Here is a 16453-nt window from a genome sequence, read left to right on the forward strand (position 1 = left end):
CCGCGGTTCGACGCGCTGCGGCGCCGCGCCGAGGGCGTGGGCGGAACGTTCTCCGCCGTGCGGCTGCGGCCGCACGCCGCTACGACGAGCGGACGCCGAGGGCTGCCGGGCCCGCCGTGCCGCGCGGCGGCCGCTGACAGCGCGGGCAGAAGTAGCTCGACCGGTTCATCCAGGGGCGGCGGCGGATGGGGGTGCCGCAGCGGCGGCAGGGCTCGTCCTCACGGCCGTAGGCGTCCAGGGAGCGGTCGAAGTAGCCGGACTCCCCGTTGACGTTCACGTACAGACTGTCGAAGCTCGTGCCGCCGGCGGCGAGGGCGTCCGTCATGACCTCGCGGATGTGGGTGAGCAGTTCGGTGGTGACCGGACGGGTCAGGGTCGCCGTCGGCCGCTCGTAGTGCAGCCTGGTCCGCCACAGCGCCTCGTCGGCGTAGATGTTGCCGACCCCGCTGATCAGCGACTGGTCCAGCAGCGCCCGCTTGATCGTGGTGCGGCGACGGCGCAGCGCGGTGTGGAAGGCCGCGTCGTCGAAGCGGGGGTCGAGCGGGTCGCGCGCGATGTGCGACAGGGGGACCGGCAGGCGCTCCGGGTCGCCGGGCACGCACTCGTGCAGCGACAGGCCGCCGAAGGTGCGCTGGTCGACGAAGCGCAGCTCCGTACCGAGGTCGTCCTCGAATCCGATCCGGATCCGCAGGTGGGTCTCGGCGGGCGCGTCCTCGGGCTGGACGAGCAGTTGCCCGCTCATGCCGAGGTGGCCGAGGAGGGCCAGCGGGGAGTCCTGGAGCGGCAGCCACAGGTACTTGCCGCGGCGCAGGGCGGGACCGAAGGTCTGCGCCTCCAGCCGGGCGGTGAAGTCCGCGCCGCCGGCGAGGTGGCGGCGCACGGAACGCGCGTGCAGCACCTCGGCCCGGGCGACCGTGCGGCCGCTCACCCAGCGGTCAAGACCGCGGCGTACGACTTCGACCTCGGGCAGCTCCGGCACGCGGTGCGCTCCTCTCGGACGGCGGTTCCCCGCCCGGGGAACCGGAAGGCCCGCCCGGGCGGCCTTCGGGGCCGGCCGGACGGGCCTGACGGGTTCAGCTCGCGACAGTGCCGTTCGCGTCGCGCTTGGCACGGATTCCGCGCCAGGCGGCCTCGGCGGCCTGCTGCTCTGCTTCCTTCTTGCTGCGGCCGGTGCCGGTGCCGTACTCGACACCACCGACGCGGGCGGCAGCCGTGAAGGTCTTCTCGTGGTCGGGTCCGGTCTCGGAGACCACGTACTCCGGGACACCGAGTCCCTCGCCCGCGGTGAGTTCCTGGAGGCTGGTCTTCCAGTCCAGTCCCGCACCGAGGTTGGAGGACCTCTCGATCAGCGGATCGAAGAGCCGGTGCACCAGCTCCGACGCGGCGTCCAGACCCTGGTCCAGGTAGACCGCACCGATCACCGCCTCGAGGGTGTCCGCGAGGATGGACGCCTTGTCCCGGCCGCCCGTGCCCTCCTCGCCCCGGCCCAGGCGGATGAAGCTGCCCAGGTCGAGGCCGCGGCCGACATCGGCCAGGGCTCGGGAGTTCACCACCGCGGCCCGCAGCTTGGCGAGCGTGCCCTCCGGGAGGTCCGGGTGGGTGCGGTAGAGCGTGTCCGTGACCACCAGGCCGAGCACGGAGTCCCCGAGGAACTCCAGGCGCTCGTTGGTGGGCAGACCACCGTTCTCGTACGCGTACGAGCGGTGGGTCAGCGCACGCACCAGAAGGGCGGGTTCGAGTGTGTACCCGAGCCGCCCTTCCAGAACCGCGGGGGACGAGGCTGCCTTACCGGCGTCCGTCGACGTTGCGCCGTCTGACGACATGGAGCCCCTCACCCGCCGATCAGACCTCGAGGACCTGACGACGGTTGTAGGTGCCGCAGCTCGGGCACGCGATGTGCTGCTGCTTCGGCTCGTGGCAGCGCTCGCACGCCACCAGGCTCACGGGCGCAGCCTTCCACTGCGAACGGCGGTGGCGCGTGTTGCTGCGCGACATCTTCCGCTTGGGAACAGCCACGGCTACTTCTCCTGGTTCTCGTCGGCGCCGTCCTCGGCACCGCTCAGCTGGATTTCCTGCAGGGCCGCCCAACGGATGTCGGTGACCTCGTGGTGGTGGTCCGGGTCGTCCGCCAGCCGCGCCCCGCACTCGGAGCACAGACCGGCACAGTCGTCCTGGCACACCGGCTGCAGCGGCAGTTCGAGAACCACCGCGTCGCGCAGCACGGGCTCGAGGTCGAACAGGTCGCCCTCGAGGAAGAGAGTGTCCTCCTCCTCGGCGTCGTCACCGGCGTCGGCGGCACTGTGGTGCCCACCGGTCCGGGTGTCGGCGTCGGGGTAGGAGTACAACTCCTGGAAGTCCGTCTCGAGCTCGCGCTCGACCGGCTCCAGACACCTTACGCACTCCCCCGAGAGCGGTGCGCGGGCGGTGCCCGTGACGAGCACCCCCTCCATCACCGACTCCAGGCGGAGGTCCAGCGTGATCTCCGCGCCCTCGCGGACACCGATGACCTCGATGCCCATGTCCTTGGGGGCCGGCACCGAGCGGGAGACCTTCTTCATCGCCCCAGGACGACGACCCAGCTCATGCGTGTCGAACACGAGCGGGTTGCGGTGGTCGAGGCGGGTGTTCAGGGTTCCTGCTTTCATCGGTCCGGCGCGTGCCCGTCGTCACGACGGCGGGCACGCCAAAGCGCCGGGGATCACACGGCTGAGGGATCAGGATACCGGTCCCCCGGGCTCAGCCCAAACCGCGCTCCTGCTCCAGCTCACGCAGCCGGTTCAGGTCGATCATGCTGGTGTCGAAGAAGCTCGTCTCGTCCAGCGCCGCGCCCTGGCCCTGCTGGTGCTGCTGCGGGATGTACTGCTGTTGCTGCTCGTACCCGGTCTGCTGCGGCTGCTGCCAGCCGTAGTTCGGGTCGTAGTACGCCTGCTGCGGCTGCGCGGCGTACGGGTCGGCGTACTGCCCCTGGCCCTGCTGCTGGTACGGGTCCGGCTGCTGCACCTGCTGCTGGTACGGGTCGGGCTGCTGGTAGCCGTAGTCGGGCTGCTGCACGGCGTTCGGGTCGTACCGGTAGTCGCCCGGGGCCACGGGGGCGGCCAGGCCCGCGAGGTACTCGGCGTCGGACTGCCCGGGGACCTGGCCCTCGCCGTCCGCGTCGTGGGCGGCCATGTGGGCGCCCAGCTCGTCGATGGGGCGGTGGCCGGTGAGCTTCAGACGGCCCCGTCCGACGGCCTCCAGGGTCTTGCTGAGGACCGCCTCGAAGGCGCCCAGCTTGGCGTCCACGTACTCGTCGGCACGGCGGCGCAGCGTCTCGGGGTCGCCGCTGCGCTCCGGCGCGTCGTCGTCCTCGTACGGATAGCCGTTCTCGTCGAGGGCCGGGCCGTGGCCCAGCAGCTTCTCGCGGCCGCGGTCCACCGAGCCGATGGTCTTGGTCAGCACGACCTCGAAGTTGGCGAGCTTGCTGTCGACGTAGTCGTCGGCCTCGGCCCGGATCTCGGTGGCCTCGCGCTGCGCCTCGGTGACGATGCGCTCGGCCTCCTGCTGGGAGCGGCGGGCGATCTCGGTGTCGGAGATCAGCGAGCCGCGTTCCGCGTGCGCGGCCTCGATGATCCGGCCGGCCTCGGCCCGGGCCTCCTCGACCATCTGCTCCCGCCCGCCCAGCAGCTGCTGGGCCTGGGAGAGCGAGTCGGGCAATGCCGACCGCACGTCTTCGAGCATGGCGAGCAGCTCGGCACGGTTGACCACGCAGGAGGCCGACATCGGCATGGACCGGGCGGCCTCCACGGCGGCCACGATCTCGTCGAGCTTCTTCTGGACGTCCACGTCCCAGACTCTACTGCTGCGCGAGCTTCTTCTTGAGGGCCTCCAGCACGACGGGGGGCAGCAAGTGAGCGACGTCGCCGCCCCATTGCGCCACCTCCTTGACGAGGCTGGAGGACAGGAAGCTGTAGGTGGGGTTGGTGGGGACGAAGAGGGTCTCCACGCCGGACAGCCCGTTGTTCATCTGGGCCATCTGCAGCTCGTAGTCGAAGTCGCTGACCGCGCGCAGGCCCTTCACGATGGCGGGGATGTCGCGCTGCTTGCAGAAGTCCACCAGCAGGCCGTGGAAGGCCTCCACGCGCACGTTGCCGTACTCGGCGGTGACCTCCTCGATGAGGGCGATGCGCTCCTCGATCGAGAAGAGGCCCTGCTTCGACTTGTTGATCATCACGGCCACGTACACCTCGTCGTAGAGGCGCGAGGCGCGGGCGATGATGTCGAGGTGTCCATTGGTGACGGGATCGAAGGACCCCGGACAGACGGCGCGGCGCAACGGTGACTCCTCGCTCTGAGGGTTCTGCGGGTGGTTCATGACGCGTCAGTAACGTCGGCGGCGCGACCGTACCAAAACGTCCCTTCGCCGTACCGGCGGGCCCTGATCCCTTCGTACCCCTCGGGCCAGCGGAATTCCCCGCCTCGGGTGCTCCTTTCCACGGTGGCGACGGCGTCCGCGTCGAGCCAGCCCCGGGTACGGAGTGTGAGCAGGATCTCGCGCAGCTCGTCGTCGGTGACGGCGTACGGCGGGTCCAGGAACACCAGGTCGTACGGCTCCGCCGGGGGCTCCCCCGCGATCACCTTCTCGGCCTTGCCGGCCCGCACCTCGGCCCCGGGCAGCCCGAGGACGCGGACGTTCTCCCGGATGACCCGGGCGGCGCGGGGATCGGACTCGACCAGCAGCACGTGCGCCGCGCCACGCGACAGCGCCTCCAGGCCGACGGCGCCCGATCCCCCGTACAGGTCGACGACCCGCGCCCCGTGCAGGGCGCCGCGCAGCGACTCCCAGGTGGAGAACAACCCCTCCTTCGCCCGGTCGGAGGTGGGTCGGGTTCCGTTGCCCGGCGGCACGGCCAGGCGGCGGCCACCGGCGGCTCCGGCGATCACGCGGGTCATCTGCGGCTCACTCGTCTCGTGGGCGGGCGGAACGGCGCCTGCGCGGCGCCGCTCCCCCACGATACGTAGGTCAGTCCCGGCCCTGCTCGCCCCCGGCCTCCGGCAGGGGGGAACCCACCACCGTCCCGACGAGCGCGGGCGAGGCGTAGCGCGACCAGGACAGGCAGCCGTCGGGCGGGCAGTACTCGGGGCGGCGCGGGTCGTGACCGAGCTCACGCAGCTTCGTCCGGACGGAGTCGGGCGTGCGGCCGAAGCGGGCGGCTATGCGGGCGATGGACTCGCCGTCGTGGAACCGGCGGACCAGCTCCTCCTCGTGCTGCGGCACCCAGGGCGCGCCGTGCCCCGGGAAGAGCTCGCGCAGCACGTCGCGGTCGGGGATGGGCTCGGAGACGTCGGCCACGAGCGCGAGGGCGCGCAGGGCGCGGTTGAGGGCGATGCGCAGGGACGGGACGTCGGTCAGCGGCAGCGTGAGCGTGCCGGAGGCGAGGAGGGTGTCCGGGTCGTCCTCGGACCAGCCGGCCAGGGTCAGGGTGACGGTGGTGTCGTCGTCGCTGGAGAGCTCGATCCGGAAGACCTTCTCACCGAGCGGCAGTTCGTTGAGATGACGGAACGACATGAAATCAGCCCCCAAAGGTCCAACTACGCCTATTCCCGAGCGGATCGGCGCGGACTGTGTCCATTCTCCCAGGGGGCACTGACAATGACGGTCCGTCAGCCCTTGTCGAGGTACTGCTCGCGGTCCGCGTCGACCAGGCTCTCCAGCGCGCTGCGCAGATCGGGCTGACCCTCCAGTTCGGGGTCCGCGGCGACCAGTGAGGTTGCCTCCTCGCGGGCGGCCGCGATCACGTCCTCGTCGTCGATCACCGTCAGCATGCGCAGCGACGAACGGGTCCCGGACTGGGCCTGCCCCAGCACGTCGCCCTCGCGCCGCTGTTCCAGGTCGATGCGGGACAGCTCGAAGCCGTCCAGCGTCCCGGCCACGGCGTCCAGCCGGGCGCGGGCCGAGGTCGCCTCCGGCATCTCGGACACCAGCAGGCACAGGCCGGCCGCCGAACCCCGGCCGACCCGGCCGCGCAGCTGGTGCAGCTGCGAGACGCCGAAGCGGTCCGCGTCCATGATCACCATGGCGGTCGCGTTGGGCACGTTGACGCCGACCTCGATCACCGTGGTCGCCACCAGCACGTCGACGTCGCCCGCGGCGAAGCGGCGCATCACGTCGTCCTTCGCCTCCGGCTGCATCCGCCCGTGCAGCACCTCCACGCGCAGCCCCGCCAGCGGCCCCTTGGCCAGCTGCTCGGCGGTCTCGAGCACGGCCAGCGGCGGCCGCCGCTCCGCCTCGTCCTCCGCGGACTTCTTCTTCGCGTCCGCTTCATCGTCCGAGTCGCCGATCCGCGGGCACACCACGTACGCCTGGTGCCCGTTCTCGACCTCCTCGCGCACCCGCTCCCAGGCGCGCGCCAGGAAGTGCGGCTTGTCCTTCGCCGGCACCACATGCGTGGCGATCGGCGAACGGCCGGCCGGCAACTGGTCCAGGACGGACGTCTCCAGGTCGCCGAAGACCGTCATCGCGACGGTGCGCGGGATCGGCGTCGCCGTCATCACCAGCAGGTGCGGCAGCTGCTTTGCCTTGCTCCGCAGCGCGTCGCGCTGCTCGACGCCGAAGCGGTGCTGTTCGTCGACCACGACCAGACCCAGGTCGTGGAACTGCACCTTGTCCTCGATCAGGGCGTGCGTGCCCACGACGATCCCGGCCTCACCGGTCACCAGGTCGAGCAGCGCCTGGCGGCGGGCGGCAGCCCCCATGGAACCGGTCAGCAGCACGACCTTCGTGCCCAGGTCCGAGCCGCCGAGCATGCCGCCCTCGGCGAGGTCGCCCATCATCTCCGTGATCGACCGGTGGTGCTGCTGCGCCAGCACCTCCGTCGGCGCCAGCATCGCGGCCTGGCCGCCCGCGTCGACCACACCCAGCATGGCGCGCAGCGCCACCATCGTCTTGCCGGAACCCACCTCGCCCTGCAGCAGCCGGTGCATCGGGTGGTCCGTCGCCAGGTCCGCGAAGATCTCCGCCGACACCTTCTGCTGGCCCTCGGTGAGCGTGAACGGCAGCCGCGCGTCGAAGGCCTTCAGCAGCCCGTCCTCCGCCGGCACGCGCGGCACTGCGGGCAGCGCGTCGTCCGCCGCCCGGCGCCGCGCGAGGGCCACCTGCAGCACGAAGGCCTCGTCCCACTTGAGGCGCTCCTTGGCGATCGCGATGTCGGCCTTGGACCGCGGGCGGTGGATCTTCTCCAGGGCCTCCGGCAGCGGCGCGAGCCCCCGCGACTCCCGCAGCGCGGCCGGCAGCGGCTCGCCCGTACCGGCCCACTGCGTGGCGCCCAGGGAGGTCAGCACGGTGTCCACGGTCTTCGCGATCGTCCACGAGTTGACCTGCTTGACCGCCGGGTAGATCGGGATCAGCCGGTTCGCGAAGGCGTCCACCGCCTCCTTGCTGTCGTCGGCGTCCAGCAGCTGGTACTCGGGATGCGCCAGCTGCAGGGCCCGGTTGAACACGGAGACCTTGCCGGCGAACATGCCGCGCCGGCCCGGGAGGAGGTCGTGCTCCGGCTTGAACACCCCCCGCCCGAAGAAGACCAGCGTCAGCGAGCCGCTGCCGTCCGTGACGACCACCTCGAGGCGCGCCTTGCCCGGGCCGTACGTCTTCTTCGTCGCCTTGGCGACGCGGGCGACCACGGTGACGTGCTCGTCGAGCGGGAGGTCGGACAGGCGGGTCAGCTCGCCGCGTTCCGCGTAGCGGCGGGGGTAGTGGTGCAGCAGGTCGCCGACCGTGCGCAGGTCGAGGTGGTCGGCGAACACCTTTGCGGTGCGGCCGCCGACGGATTTTGCGAGCGGTTCGTCAAGGGCAGCAGACATCCCGTCCATCTTTGCGCACGCGACGGACATTGTGCGGGCGGTGCCTCGTCTGCGGCGCCGTTGTGGTTGCGGTTGCGGTCTTTTCCCCGCCCGCCCGCCTGTTGCCCCGGTCGGTCAGTGACCGCCTCGCTGTGTGCGTTGGGGGTCGGTGGCGCGCCGGCGCACTCCCCCAGCCTTCGGCCGGGGGGACCCCCACAGCGCTCGCGGATTTGCCGGAACATTCCGTCCCGGATCCGCCGCTCGTCTCCCCCAGCCTTCGGCCGGGGGGACCCCCATGGACGCACCCCGCCACACCCCCTCCCGTCGTTGGGGCGACTGACGGCCGGAGGGGGGTAAGTAGGGCACCTGCGGCAACCCCGGACCGCCTCCTCGCCCACCCTGCGGCCGTCTCCCGCCCGCCTGCCCTCCTCCGTCCATAAACCGGGTCGGCCGGTGCGGGTGAAGAGGCAATCCGGGGTCACCCCAGTTCGCCTCCGCACCCCCTCCGGCCGTCATGCGCCCACGCAGCGGGAGGGGGTGTGGCGGGGTGCGCCCGGAAGCGACGAGCGGTGATGCCGGTGACGGAATGACCCGGCAAATCCGCGAGCGCTGAGGACGTGCGCCAGCGCGCCACCGACCCACCGACGAACAGAGCGCAGACCCGCACTGACCGCACCGGGGCAATCGGGCGGGCGGCGGGGAAAAACCCCCCAACCGCAACCACAAACGACCCGCACACAACAACCGGGCCTGGGGTTATTCGACGCCGATGAGGAGGGGGCACGTTTCCTGGCCGCCGTCGTAGACGACCGTGTCGACCGCGAGATGGCTGTCGCGGACGTGCGCCTCGAGCCGGTCCGCCAGATCCGCGGGCGCGTCGGCCCCGATGACGAGCGTGACCATCTCCCCGCCCGCCGCGAGCATGCGGTCCAGGACGATGATCCCGGTCTCCACGAGGTTGCCGCCGATCACCGCGACGTCCCCGTCGATGAGGCCGAGGACGTCCCCGCCCTGGCAGACCCCGGCCATGGTCCAGGACTGGGCCTCCGCGACGGCGAGCTCGGCGGAGCGCGTGGCGCCGGCCGCGGAGGTCATGGCGACGACGTCCTCGTCGAAGCGCCGGGTGGGCTCGTGGACGGCCAGGGCCGCGATGCCCTGGACCGCGGACCGGGTGGGGATGAGGGCCACGCGGACGCCCTCCGCACGGGCCTGTTCGGCCGCGGCGCCCACCGCGTGCCGCAGTTCGACGTCGTTGGGCAGGAGCACGACCTCGCGGGCGTGGGCGCGGCGGATGGCCTCCGCGATGTCGCCGCTCGCGGGCTGCTCCCCGGGTCGTACGGCGACCACGGTGGCGCCGGCCTGCGCGCAGAGCTCGGCCAGGCCTTCGCCGCGCACCACGGCGACGACGGCCCGGAGCGCGCGCTCCGCCGGCCGGCCGGGCGTCCCGCGGCGCCCGCGTTCCAGCGCGCGGGCCTGGTCCCCGAAGTGCGTCACCTTGATGCGGTACGGCCGTCCGGCCTCGATCCCCGCCTCGATGGCGGCGCCCACGTCGTCGACGTGGACGTGGACGTTCCAGAGCCCGTCCCCGCCGACGACCACCAGGGAGTCGCCGAGCCGGTCCAGTCGCATGCGCAGCGCGGGAACGGCGCGGTCGGGTGCCTCCAGGAGGTAGATGACCTCGAATCCCGGCCCGCCGGGCACCGCGTGCGGGTCGCCGCCGTCCCCGGCGGTCGCGCAGCCGTAGGGCACGACCGGGGACGCGCCCCTGGGCAGCGGCACCCGCAGGGCGTCGTCGAGCGGGCCCATCGGGGCCTGGCCGGAGACCGCGTCCGCGAGGGCGCCCAGGACGGCCACGAGGCCGCGTCCGCCGGCGTCGACGACACCGGCGTCCCCGAGGACGGCCAGCTGCCGCGGAGTTGCCGCCAGCGCGAGGCGCGCGGCCTCGTACGCGGCCCGCGATACCTCGTGGACATCGCCGTTCACCACGGAGGCGGCCTCCGCGGCCGCCGTGGCGACGGTCAGCATCGTGCCCTCGACCGGGTGCGCGACCGCCTGGTACGCGGACTCCGCTGCCCGGCGCAGGGCCGGCCGCAGGTCGCCGGCGTCCTCGGTGAGGACCTCGGCCATGCCGCGCAGCAGTTGGGCGAGGATCGTCCCGGAGTTGCCGCGCGCCCCTATGAGCGCGCCGTGGGCCATGGAGCGCAGGCACGAGGTGAGGTCCGGGGTGCCGCCCGAGGCGGCGTGGCCCTCGAAGACGGCGTCCACGGACTGGGCGGCGGACTCCACGGTCAGGAAGAGGTTCGTGCCGGTGTCCCCGTCGGCGACGGGATAGACGTTGATCGCGTCGATCTCCTCGCGTGCCCGCCCCAGCGCCTGGAGGGACAGCCGGCACCATGCGCGCACCGCGGGAGGGTCGAGCGTCGGCGGCACGTGTTCCTCCTGCGGGGGCGGCCGGGGACCTGGGGTGGGGAGGTGTCCGCAGGCAGCGTACTGAGGACCGGGGCCCTCCGGGCGCCCGCCCCGTACCGCTGACCATGGTAGTTTCGAGGGACAGGAGCGGACGTAGTATGCTGCTCCGGTTGCCCGGGGCTGTCCCGGGCCGTCCCTCGGCACAACCGGTCTTCCTTCAATGCATTTGGACGGACATCGGCGCCGCCGGGATTTATCCGTTAGCGCATCTGAAGTCTTTGGAGTGACCCGTGGCTGCCAACTGCGACGTCTGCGGCAAGGGGCCGGGCTTCGGCAACAACATCTCGCACTCGCACCGCCGTACTCGCCGTCGTTGGAACCCCAACATCCAGACGGTGCGTGCCGTGGTCGGTCGGACGCCGAAGCGCCTCAACGTCTGCACCTCGTGCATCAAGGCCGGCAAGGTCGCGCGCTGACGCATAGGACGTCGTAGCGCAGCCTTGCGGCTACCCGAGCCGGTCCACCCTCGTGGTGGACCGGCTTTTTGCCGTGCCCTCCTGCCGGGGGCCCGTCAGCGCTGCCGCCAGGCATGGTCCACGGGTCCGATGCCGCCGCCCAGGGGGAAGCCCGCCTCAATGGCGCCGGTGACGTACTCCTTGGCGGCGTGGGCCGCCTCGGGGACGTCCAGCCCCCGCGCCAGGAACGAGGCGACGGCGGACGCCAGGGTGCAGCCCGTGCCATGGGTGTGGCGGTTGTCATGCCGCGGGGCGCGCAGCCAGTGCTCGTTGCTCCCGTCGGTGAGCAGGTCGACGGCGTCGCCGCTCAGGTGGCCACCCTTGATCAGGACCCAGCGGGGGCCGCACTTGAGGACGGCCGCCGCCGCTTCGCGCATGGCCGGTTCGCCGTCCACGACGACTCCTGTGATCTGACGCACCTCGTCCAGGTTGGGGGTGGCGACGGTGGCCAGCGGCAGCAGCCGCGTCCTCACGACCTCGACGGCGTCGGCGGCGAGCAGCGGGTCGCCGTGCTTGGAGACGCCCACCGGGTCGACGACCACCGGGACGTCGAGCGGGGCGAGGAGTTCGGCGACGGCGGTGACGAGCCCGGCCGAGGAGAGCATCCCGGTCTTGACCGCCTGGACGCCGATGTCGTCCACGACGCTGCGGAACTGGGCCCGTACGGCCTCCACCGGGAGTTCCCAGGCGCCCTGGACGCCCAGGGAGTTCTGCGCCGTGACGGCGGTCACCACGCTCATCCCGTGGACGCCGAGGGCGAGCATGGTCTTCAGGTCGGCCTGGATGCCCGCGCCGCCGCCGGAGTCGGAGCCGGCGACGGTGAGCACACGCGGTGGGATCGTCATACGGCGAATCTAGTCGCCGCCGTCACTCGGCCCCGAAGTGGTCCCAGCCGCCCGCCTTGTCCCAAGGGGCGCCGTCCACGGTGACCTGGGGCGCCGTGGTGGCCTTCACCACCCGGCCGATGACCCGCCAACGGGCGGGCAGCTTGGTGTCCGGGGGGAAGGCGGCGACTATCGCGTGGTCCTCTCCCCCGGTCAGCACCCAGTGCAGCGGGTCGACCCCGACGGCCTGGCCGATGTCGGCCATCTGTGCCGGGATGTCGATGTCGGCGGAGGACAGGTCTATGGCGACGCCGCTGGCGGCGGCGATGTGGCCGAGGTCGGCGACGAGCCCGTCGCTGACGTCGGTCATGGCCGTCGCGCCGAGTTCCGCGGCCGCGGGACCCGCGTGGTACGGCGGTTCGGGGCGGCGGTGGGCCTCGACGAAGGCACGCGGGGAGCGGAACCCCCGGGAGAGGACGGCGAGTCCCGCAGCGGACCAGCCCAGCCAGCCCGTGACCGCGACGACGTCGCCGGGGCGGGCACCGGACCGGGTGATGGGTTCACGGTCGCGCAGGTCACCCAGTGCGGTGATGGAGACCATGATCGTGTCACCGCGGACGACGTCGCCGCCGACCACCGCGGCGCCGGCCACCTGGCACTCGTCCCGGATGCCGTCCATCAGCTCGACCGGCCAGGTCACCGGCAGGTCGGCCGGGACGACCAGGGCAAGCAGCACCGCGGTCGGCACGGCGCCCATGGCGGCGATGTCGGCGAGGTTCTGCGCGGCGGCCTTGCGGCCCACGTCGTAGGCGGTGGACCAGTCGCGGCGGAAGTGCCGCCCCTCCACGAGCGCGTCGGTGGTGGCCACCACCCGCCGGTCCGGGGCCGCGACCACGGCCGCGTCGTCACCCGGTCCGAGCCGGACGGCGGGGCTGGAGGTGAGCCGGGCGGTCAACTCCCTGATGAGTCCGAACTCCCCCAGTTCGCCCACGGTGCCCTTCATCTGACTGTCCCCTTCACCTGGCCGGTCCCCTTCTGTGTGCGCTTGCGCGGCGGCTTCGGCACGGCCGGTACCGCGCGGGTCTCCCCGCGGCATGCGGCGACGCGGTACCGTGACGTTCCCTCCCACATGATCCTCGTAGCCGCCCTGGAGGTTCCGTGGTACAGGCGTACATTCTGATCCAGACCGAGGTGGGAAAGGCCTCGGCAGTAGCGGAGGTGATCTCCAAGATTTCCGGGGTCATCCAGGCCGAGGACGTCACCGGACCGTACGACGTGATCGTGCGTGCCCAGGCCGACACGGTCGACGACCTGGGGCGCCTCGTGGTGGCGAAGGTGCAGCAGGTGGAGGGCATCACCCGCACCCTGACCTGTCCGGTCGTCCATCTGTAGGCCCCCTGTAGGCTCGGCGGGTGATGTACCGCCGGGTAGCGCTAGTCTCCGTGTCCGCCGTCGCGTGCTTCTCCGCGGCGGCGGTCTGGATTTCCGCCTCGGACGGTGAGGGGGGCGGGGTCGCGGTGCCGTCGCCCTCCGCCTCCGCCGCCCGGATGTGCGGCGCACTCCACGACGTGCTCCCGGGGAAGGTCGACGGCCTGTCGAAGCGTTCGCTGAGCCCCGTCTCCGACCTCACCGCCGGATGGGGGGATCCTACGGTGGTGCTGCGCTGCGGCGTGCCGCGACCCGAGATGCTGACCCCGGGCAGCCCGGCGTACAACCCCACCGCGGACGCGGTGGAGGTCAACGGCGTGAGCTGGCTCATCGAGCCGACCGAGGACGGCTACCGCTTCACGACGACCGGCCGCAAGGCCTTCGTCGAGGTGACGGTACCCGCCAGGTACCAGCCCGAGGTCAATCCGCTGACCGACCTCGGGCACGCCGTGGAGACGACGATCCCCTCCGAGCTCTGACGGACCCGGGTTACGGCTCCCGGCCGGTCGCGGCTCAGCGCAGCCCGGTGGGGCGCTGCAGCGCGGCCTGGATCAGCCGGTCCACCAGTTCCGCGTAGCCGACGCCGCTCTCCTGCCACATGCGCGGGTACATGGAGATCGGCGTGAAGCCGGGCATCGTGTTGATCTCGTTGATCACGAACTCGCCGTCGTCCTGCAGGAAGAAGTCCGCGCGGACCAGGCCCTCGCAGGAGGCCGCGTCGAACGCGGCCACGGCGAGCCGCTGCACCTCCGCGGTCTGCTCCGGGGTCAGCGGCGCGGGGACGACGCCCTCGGCGGAGTCGATGTACTTCGCCTCGAAGTCGTAGAAGTCGTGCGCCGTGACCGGCGGGATCTCCGCGGGGACGGAGGCGCGCGGGCCGTCCTCGAACTCCAGGACGCCGCATTCGATCTCGCGGCCGCGCAGCAGCGACTCCACCAGCACCTTGGGGTCGTGCCGGCGGGCCTCCTCGATCGCCTCGTCCAGTCCGGCGAGGTCGTTGACCTTGCTGATGCCCATCGAGGAGCCGGCGCGGGCGGGCTTGACGAAGACCGGCCAGCCGTGGTCGGCCGCGAAGTCCACGACCTTCTTGCGGGCCGCGGCGGGGTCGTTCTCCCACTCGCGGGGGCGGATCACCAGGTACGGGCCGACCGGCAGGCCGAAGGAGATGAAGACCCGCTTCATGTACTCCTTGTCCATGCCGACGGCCGAGGCGAGCACGCCGGAGCCGACGTAGGGCACACCGGAGAGCTCCAGCAGGCCCTGGAGGGTGCCGTCCTCGCCGTAGGGGCCGTGCAGCATGGGGAAGACGACGTCGACGTCGCCCAGCGCCTTGGGCACCGAGCCGGGCTCGCTGTAGACGACCTCGCGGCTGGCCGGGTCCACCGGCAGCATCACCGAGCCGTCGGAGGACTCGGCGAGCTGCTCGACGCTCGGCAGCGCGCGGTCGGCGATCGCCATCCGGGACGGGTCGTCGGCGGTGAGCGCCCAACGGCCGTCGGTGGTGATCCCGATCGGCAGCACGTCGTACTTGTCGCGGTCGATCGCGCTCAGTACGGCGCCTGCGGTGACGACCGAGATGGCGTGCTCGGAGCTGCGTCCGCCGAAGACGACGGCGACGCGCGGCTTGCGGGAAGAAGGCTGAATGCTCATGTCGCGTTGACCTTACCGTTCAGGACGTCAGCGTTCCGACTTGGCGGACCGCGACATCAGCTCCTTGACCGCGACGACCGGCTGCTTGCCGTTGTGCACGATGTCGACCACGGTCTCGGTGATCGGCATGTCGACGCCGTGCCGGCGGGCCAGGTCGAGCACCGACTCGCAGGACTTGACGCCTTCGGCGGTCTGCCGGGTGACCGCGATGGTCTCCTGCAGCGTCATGCCCTTACCCAGGTTGAAGCCGAAGGTGTGGTTGCGCGACAGGGGGGAGGAGCAGGTGGCGACCAGGTCGCCCAGGCCGGCGAGTCCGGAGAAGGTCAGCGGGTCGGCGCCGAGCGCGATACCGAGCCGGGTGGTCTCCGCGAGTCCGCGCGTGATCAGCGAGCCCTTGGTGTTGTCGCCCAGGCCCATGCCGTCGGCGATGCCGACCGCGAGGCCGATCACGTTCTTCACGGCGCCGCCCAGTTCGCAGCCGACGACGTCGGTGTTGGTGTACGGGCGGAAGTAGGCGGTGTGGCTGGCGGCCTGCAGCCGCTTGGCGACCGCCTCGTCGCGGCAGGCGACGACGCAGGCGGCGGGCTGCCGCGCGGCGATCTCCTTGGCCAGGTTGGGGCCGGACAGCACGGCGACGCGCTCCGGGCCCGCCTTGGCGACCTCCTCGATGACCTCGCTCATCCGCTTGGCCGTGCCGAGTTCGACGCCCTTCATCAGGCTGACCAGCACCGAGTCGCGGGGCAGCAGCGACTGCCACTCGGCCAGGTTGCCGCGGAGCGTCTGCGACGGTACGGAGAGGATCACGAACTCCGCGTCCCGGGCGGCCTCGGCGGGGTCAGTGGTCGCGGTGATCGTCGCGGGCAGCTCGGTCCCGGGGAGGTAGAACGGGTTGCTGCGCGTGTTGTTGACGGCCTCGACCACTTCGGGGCGGCGGCCCCACATGGTCACCTGGGCGCCCGCGTCCGCGAGCACCATCGCGAAGGCGGTGCCCCAGGAGCCCGCGCCGTAGACCGCGCAGCGCGTCGTCACTTGGTGGTCCCCTTCTTCTTGCGCGGGTCGAAGCGCTCGGCGGGCGGTGTCTGGCCGCGCAGTTCGCCCAGCAGCTCGCTGACCGCGGCCATGATGGTGTCGGTGGCGTCCCTGAGCACTTCGGCGTTGGCCTCCTGACCGTGGAAGGCCGACAGGTCCACCGGGGGCCCGGCGACGACCCGCAGGGTCCTGCGCGGGAAGAGGCGGACCTTCTTGTCCTTGGCGTAGGGCGGCATGACCTCGTTGGCGCCCCACTGGGCGACGGGGATCACGGGGGCCTTGGTCATCAGCGCGACCCGGGCGACGCCTGTCTTGCCCACCATCGGCCACATCTCGGGGTCGCGGGTCAGCGTGCCCTCCGGGTAGAAGGCGACGCACTCGCCGGAGTTGATCGCGTCCACCGCGGCGCGGAAGGCGTTGGCGGCGTCGGTGCTCTCCCGGTAGACGGGGATCTGGCCGGTGCCGCGCAGTATCGCGCCGACGAAGGCGGGCTTGAACAGCGGCGCCTTCGCCAGGAAGCGGGGGACCCGCCCGGTGTTGTACTGGAAATGCGCGTACGACAGGGGGTCGAGGTACGAGTTGTGGTTGACCGCCGTGATGAATCCGCCCTGGGCCGGAATGTGCTCCATTCCGCGCCAGTCCCGCTTGAAGAGAACGACAAGCGGCGGTTTGGCGATGACGGCTGCGAGCCGGTACCAGAAGCCGATTCTGCGGCGGGACACCAGAACTCCTCCTCGTTCCGCCGCCGACCCGGGATCACCGGACCGCGGCCTGCTGTGGTCG

The 16453-nt window shown here is 72.0% G+C and carries 18 protein-coding genes; 3 read left to right on the forward strand and 15 right to left on the reverse strand.

Annotation, left to right across the window (positions count from 1 at the left end; all coding sequences use genetic code 11):
* Window positions 1–79: 79 nt before the first annotated feature.
* The 10 genes from mutM to ACFW3D_RS16945 all read right to left on the reverse strand — a co-directional run bounded on the left by mutM (window position 80) and on the right by ACFW3D_RS16945 (window position 10245).
* On the reverse strand, window positions 80–979 hold the full coding sequence (gene mutM / locus ACFW3D_RS16900; RefSeq protein WP_500504911.1) for a bifunctional DNA-formamidopyrimidine glycosylase/DNA-(apurinic or apyrimidinic site) lyase: 900 nt from the start codon (window positions 977–979) through the stop codon (window positions 80–82).
* Between the two features lie 94 nt (window positions 980–1073).
* Entirely contained in the window at window positions 1074–1823 is a 750-nt protein-coding gene (gene rnc / locus ACFW3D_RS16905; protein ID WP_500504912.1) for a ribonuclease III, read from the reverse strand.
* A 19-nt stretch (window positions 1824–1842) separates the two neighbouring features.
* Window positions 1843–2016 (reverse strand): 50S ribosomal protein L32, encoded by a 174-nt coding sequence (rpmF, locus tag ACFW3D_RS16910; protein ID WP_026251550.1) that lies wholly within the window; start codon window positions 2014–2016, stop codon window positions 1843–1845.
* Window positions 2017–2018: 2 nt separating this feature from the next.
* Window positions 2019–2645: a YceD family protein gene (locus ACFW3D_RS16915; RefSeq protein WP_500504913.1), complete on the reverse strand. Its 627-nt coding sequence runs from the start codon at window positions 2643–2645 to the stop codon at window positions 2019–2021.
* A 91-nt stretch (window positions 2646–2736) separates the two neighbouring features.
* Window positions 2737–3822, reverse strand: a complete 1086-nt coding sequence (locus ACFW3D_RS16920; protein ID WP_500504914.1) for an ATP synthase subunit B family protein — start codon at window positions 3820–3822, stop codon at window positions 2737–2739.
* A gap of 10 nt (window positions 3823–3832) precedes the next feature.
* On the reverse strand, window positions 3833–4312 hold the full coding sequence (coaD, locus tag ACFW3D_RS16925) for a pantetheine-phosphate adenylyltransferase (RefSeq protein WP_220093307.1): 480 nt from the start codon (window positions 4310–4312) through the stop codon (window positions 3833–3835).
* Between the two features lie 35 nt (window positions 4313–4347).
* Window positions 4348–4929 carry a 16S rRNA (guanine(966)-N(2))-methyltransferase RsmD gene (rsmD, locus tag ACFW3D_RS16930; RefSeq protein ID WP_500504915.1) on the reverse strand — a complete coding sequence of 194 codons (582 nt, stop codon included), beginning with the start codon at window positions 4927–4929 and terminating at the stop codon, window positions 4348–4350.
* A gap of 70 nt (window positions 4930–4999) precedes the next feature.
* Window positions 5000–5545 carry a helix-turn-helix domain-containing protein gene (locus ACFW3D_RS16935; protein ID WP_500504916.1) on the reverse strand — a complete coding sequence of 182 codons (546 nt, stop codon included), beginning with the start codon at window positions 5543–5545 and terminating at the stop codon, window positions 5000–5002.
* A 95-nt stretch (window positions 5546–5640) separates the two neighbouring features.
* Window positions 5641–7845 (reverse strand): ATP-dependent DNA helicase RecG, encoded by a 2205-nt coding sequence (gene recG, locus ACFW3D_RS16940; protein WP_500504917.1) that lies wholly within the window; start codon window positions 7843–7845, stop codon window positions 5641–5643.
* A gap of 726 nt (window positions 7846–8571) precedes the next feature.
* Window positions 8572–10245 (reverse strand): DAK2 domain-containing protein, encoded by a 1674-nt coding sequence (locus ACFW3D_RS16945; RefSeq protein WP_500504918.1) that lies wholly within the window; start codon window positions 10243–10245, stop codon window positions 8572–8574.
* Between the two features lie 269 nt (window positions 10246–10514).
* On the opposite strand from ACFW3D_RS16945, the gene rpmB reads away from it, so the two are divergent.
* On the forward strand, window positions 10515–10700 hold the full coding sequence (gene rpmB / locus ACFW3D_RS16950) for a 50S ribosomal protein L28 (RefSeq protein ID WP_014628431.1): 186 nt from the start codon (window positions 10515–10517) through the stop codon (window positions 10698–10700).
* A 95-nt stretch (window positions 10701–10795) separates the two neighbouring features.
* On the opposite strand, the gene thiD is transcribed toward rpmB, so the two are convergent.
* Together thiD and ACFW3D_RS16960 are read right to left on the reverse strand one after the other, a co-directional pair.
* Complete coding sequence (gene thiD, locus ACFW3D_RS16955; protein ID WP_500504919.1) at window positions 10796–11584, reverse strand: bifunctional hydroxymethylpyrimidine kinase/phosphomethylpyrimidine kinase; 789 nt, start codon at window positions 11582–11584, stop codon at window positions 10796–10798.
* Window positions 11585–11606: 22 nt separating this feature from the next.
* On the reverse strand, window positions 11607–12566 hold the full coding sequence (locus ACFW3D_RS16960) for a thiamine-phosphate kinase (protein WP_089224972.1): 960 nt from the start codon (window positions 12564–12566) through the stop codon (window positions 11607–11609).
* A 155-nt stretch (window positions 12567–12721) separates the two neighbouring features.
* On the opposite strand from ACFW3D_RS16960, the gene ACFW3D_RS16965 reads away from it, so the two are divergent.
* Together ACFW3D_RS16965 and ACFW3D_RS16970 are read left to right on the forward strand one after the other, a co-directional pair.
* The gene (locus ACFW3D_RS16965) at window positions 12722–12955 is read left to right on the forward strand and encodes an Lrp/AsnC family transcriptional regulator (RefSeq protein ID WP_018562083.1); all 234 of its coding nucleotides are present in this window, start codon (window positions 12722–12724) and stop codon (window positions 12953–12955) included.
* Between the two features lie 50 nt (window positions 12956–13005).
* Window positions 13006–13470, forward strand: a complete 465-nt coding sequence (locus ACFW3D_RS16970) for a DUF3515 domain-containing protein (RefSeq protein ID WP_500504920.1) — start codon at window positions 13006–13008, stop codon at window positions 13468–13470.
* Window positions 13471–13504: 34 nt separating this feature from the next.
* Here ACFW3D_RS16970 and ACFW3D_RS16975 read toward each other — a convergent pair whose 3' ends face one another.
* The 3 genes from ACFW3D_RS16975 to ACFW3D_RS16985 are packed head-to-tail and all read right to left on the reverse strand — an operon-like array spanning window position 13505 to window position 16392.
* A complete protein-coding gene (locus tag ACFW3D_RS16975; RefSeq protein WP_500504921.1) occupies window positions 13505–14641 on the reverse strand; it encodes a D-alanine--D-alanine ligase family protein in 1137 nt (378 codons plus the stop codon).
* Between the two features lie 27 nt (window positions 14642–14668).
* A complete protein-coding gene (locus ACFW3D_RS16980; RefSeq protein WP_500504922.1) occupies window positions 14669–15670 on the reverse strand; it encodes an NAD(P)H-dependent glycerol-3-phosphate dehydrogenase in 1002 nt (333 codons plus the stop codon).
* Entirely contained in the window at window positions 15667–16392 is a 726-nt protein-coding gene (locus ACFW3D_RS16985; protein WP_500504923.1) for a lysophospholipid acyltransferase family protein, read from the reverse strand. Before ACFW3D_RS16985 ends, ACFW3D_RS16980 begins: the two co-directional genes overlap by 4 nt.
* Between the last annotated feature and the right edge of the window lie 61 nt (window positions 16393–16453).

Source organism: Streptomyces sp. NPDC058864 (genome assembly GCF_042742985.1).
Taxonomy (GTDB): domain Bacteria; phylum Actinomycetota; class Actinomycetes; order Streptomycetales; family Streptomycetaceae; genus Actinacidiphila.

Coding starts and splice junctions, on each gene's coding strand:
- rnc (WP_500504912.1), bottom strand. CDS start 1,823: ATGTCGTCAGACGGCGCAACGTCGACGGACGCCGGTAAGGCAGCCTCG.
- ACFW3D_RS16915 (WP_500504913.1), bottom strand. CDS start 2,645: ATGAAAGCAGGAACCCTGAACACCCGCCTCGACCACCGCAACCCGCTC.
- rsmD (WP_500504915.1), bottom strand. CDS start 4,929: ATGACCCGCGTGATCGCCGGAGCCGCCGGTGGCCGCCGCCTGGCCGTG.
- ACFW3D_RS16935 (WP_500504916.1), bottom strand. CDS start 5,545: ATGTCGTTCCGTCATCTCAACGAACTGCCGCTCGGTGAGAAGGTCTTC.
- recG (WP_500504917.1), bottom strand. CDS start 7,845: ATGGACGGGATGTCTGCTGCCCTTGACGAACCGCTCGCAAAATCCGTC.
- thiD (WP_500504919.1), bottom strand. CDS start 11,584: ATGACGATCCCACCGCGTGTGCTCACCGTCGCCGGCTCCGACTCCGGC.
- ACFW3D_RS16960 (WP_089224972.1), bottom strand. CDS start 12,566: ATGAAGGGCACCGTGGGCGAACTGGGGGAGTTCGGACTCATCAGGGAG.
- ACFW3D_RS16975 (WP_500504921.1), bottom strand. CDS start 14,641: ATGAGCATTCAGCCTTCTTCCCGCAAGCCGCGCGTCGCCGTCGTCTTC.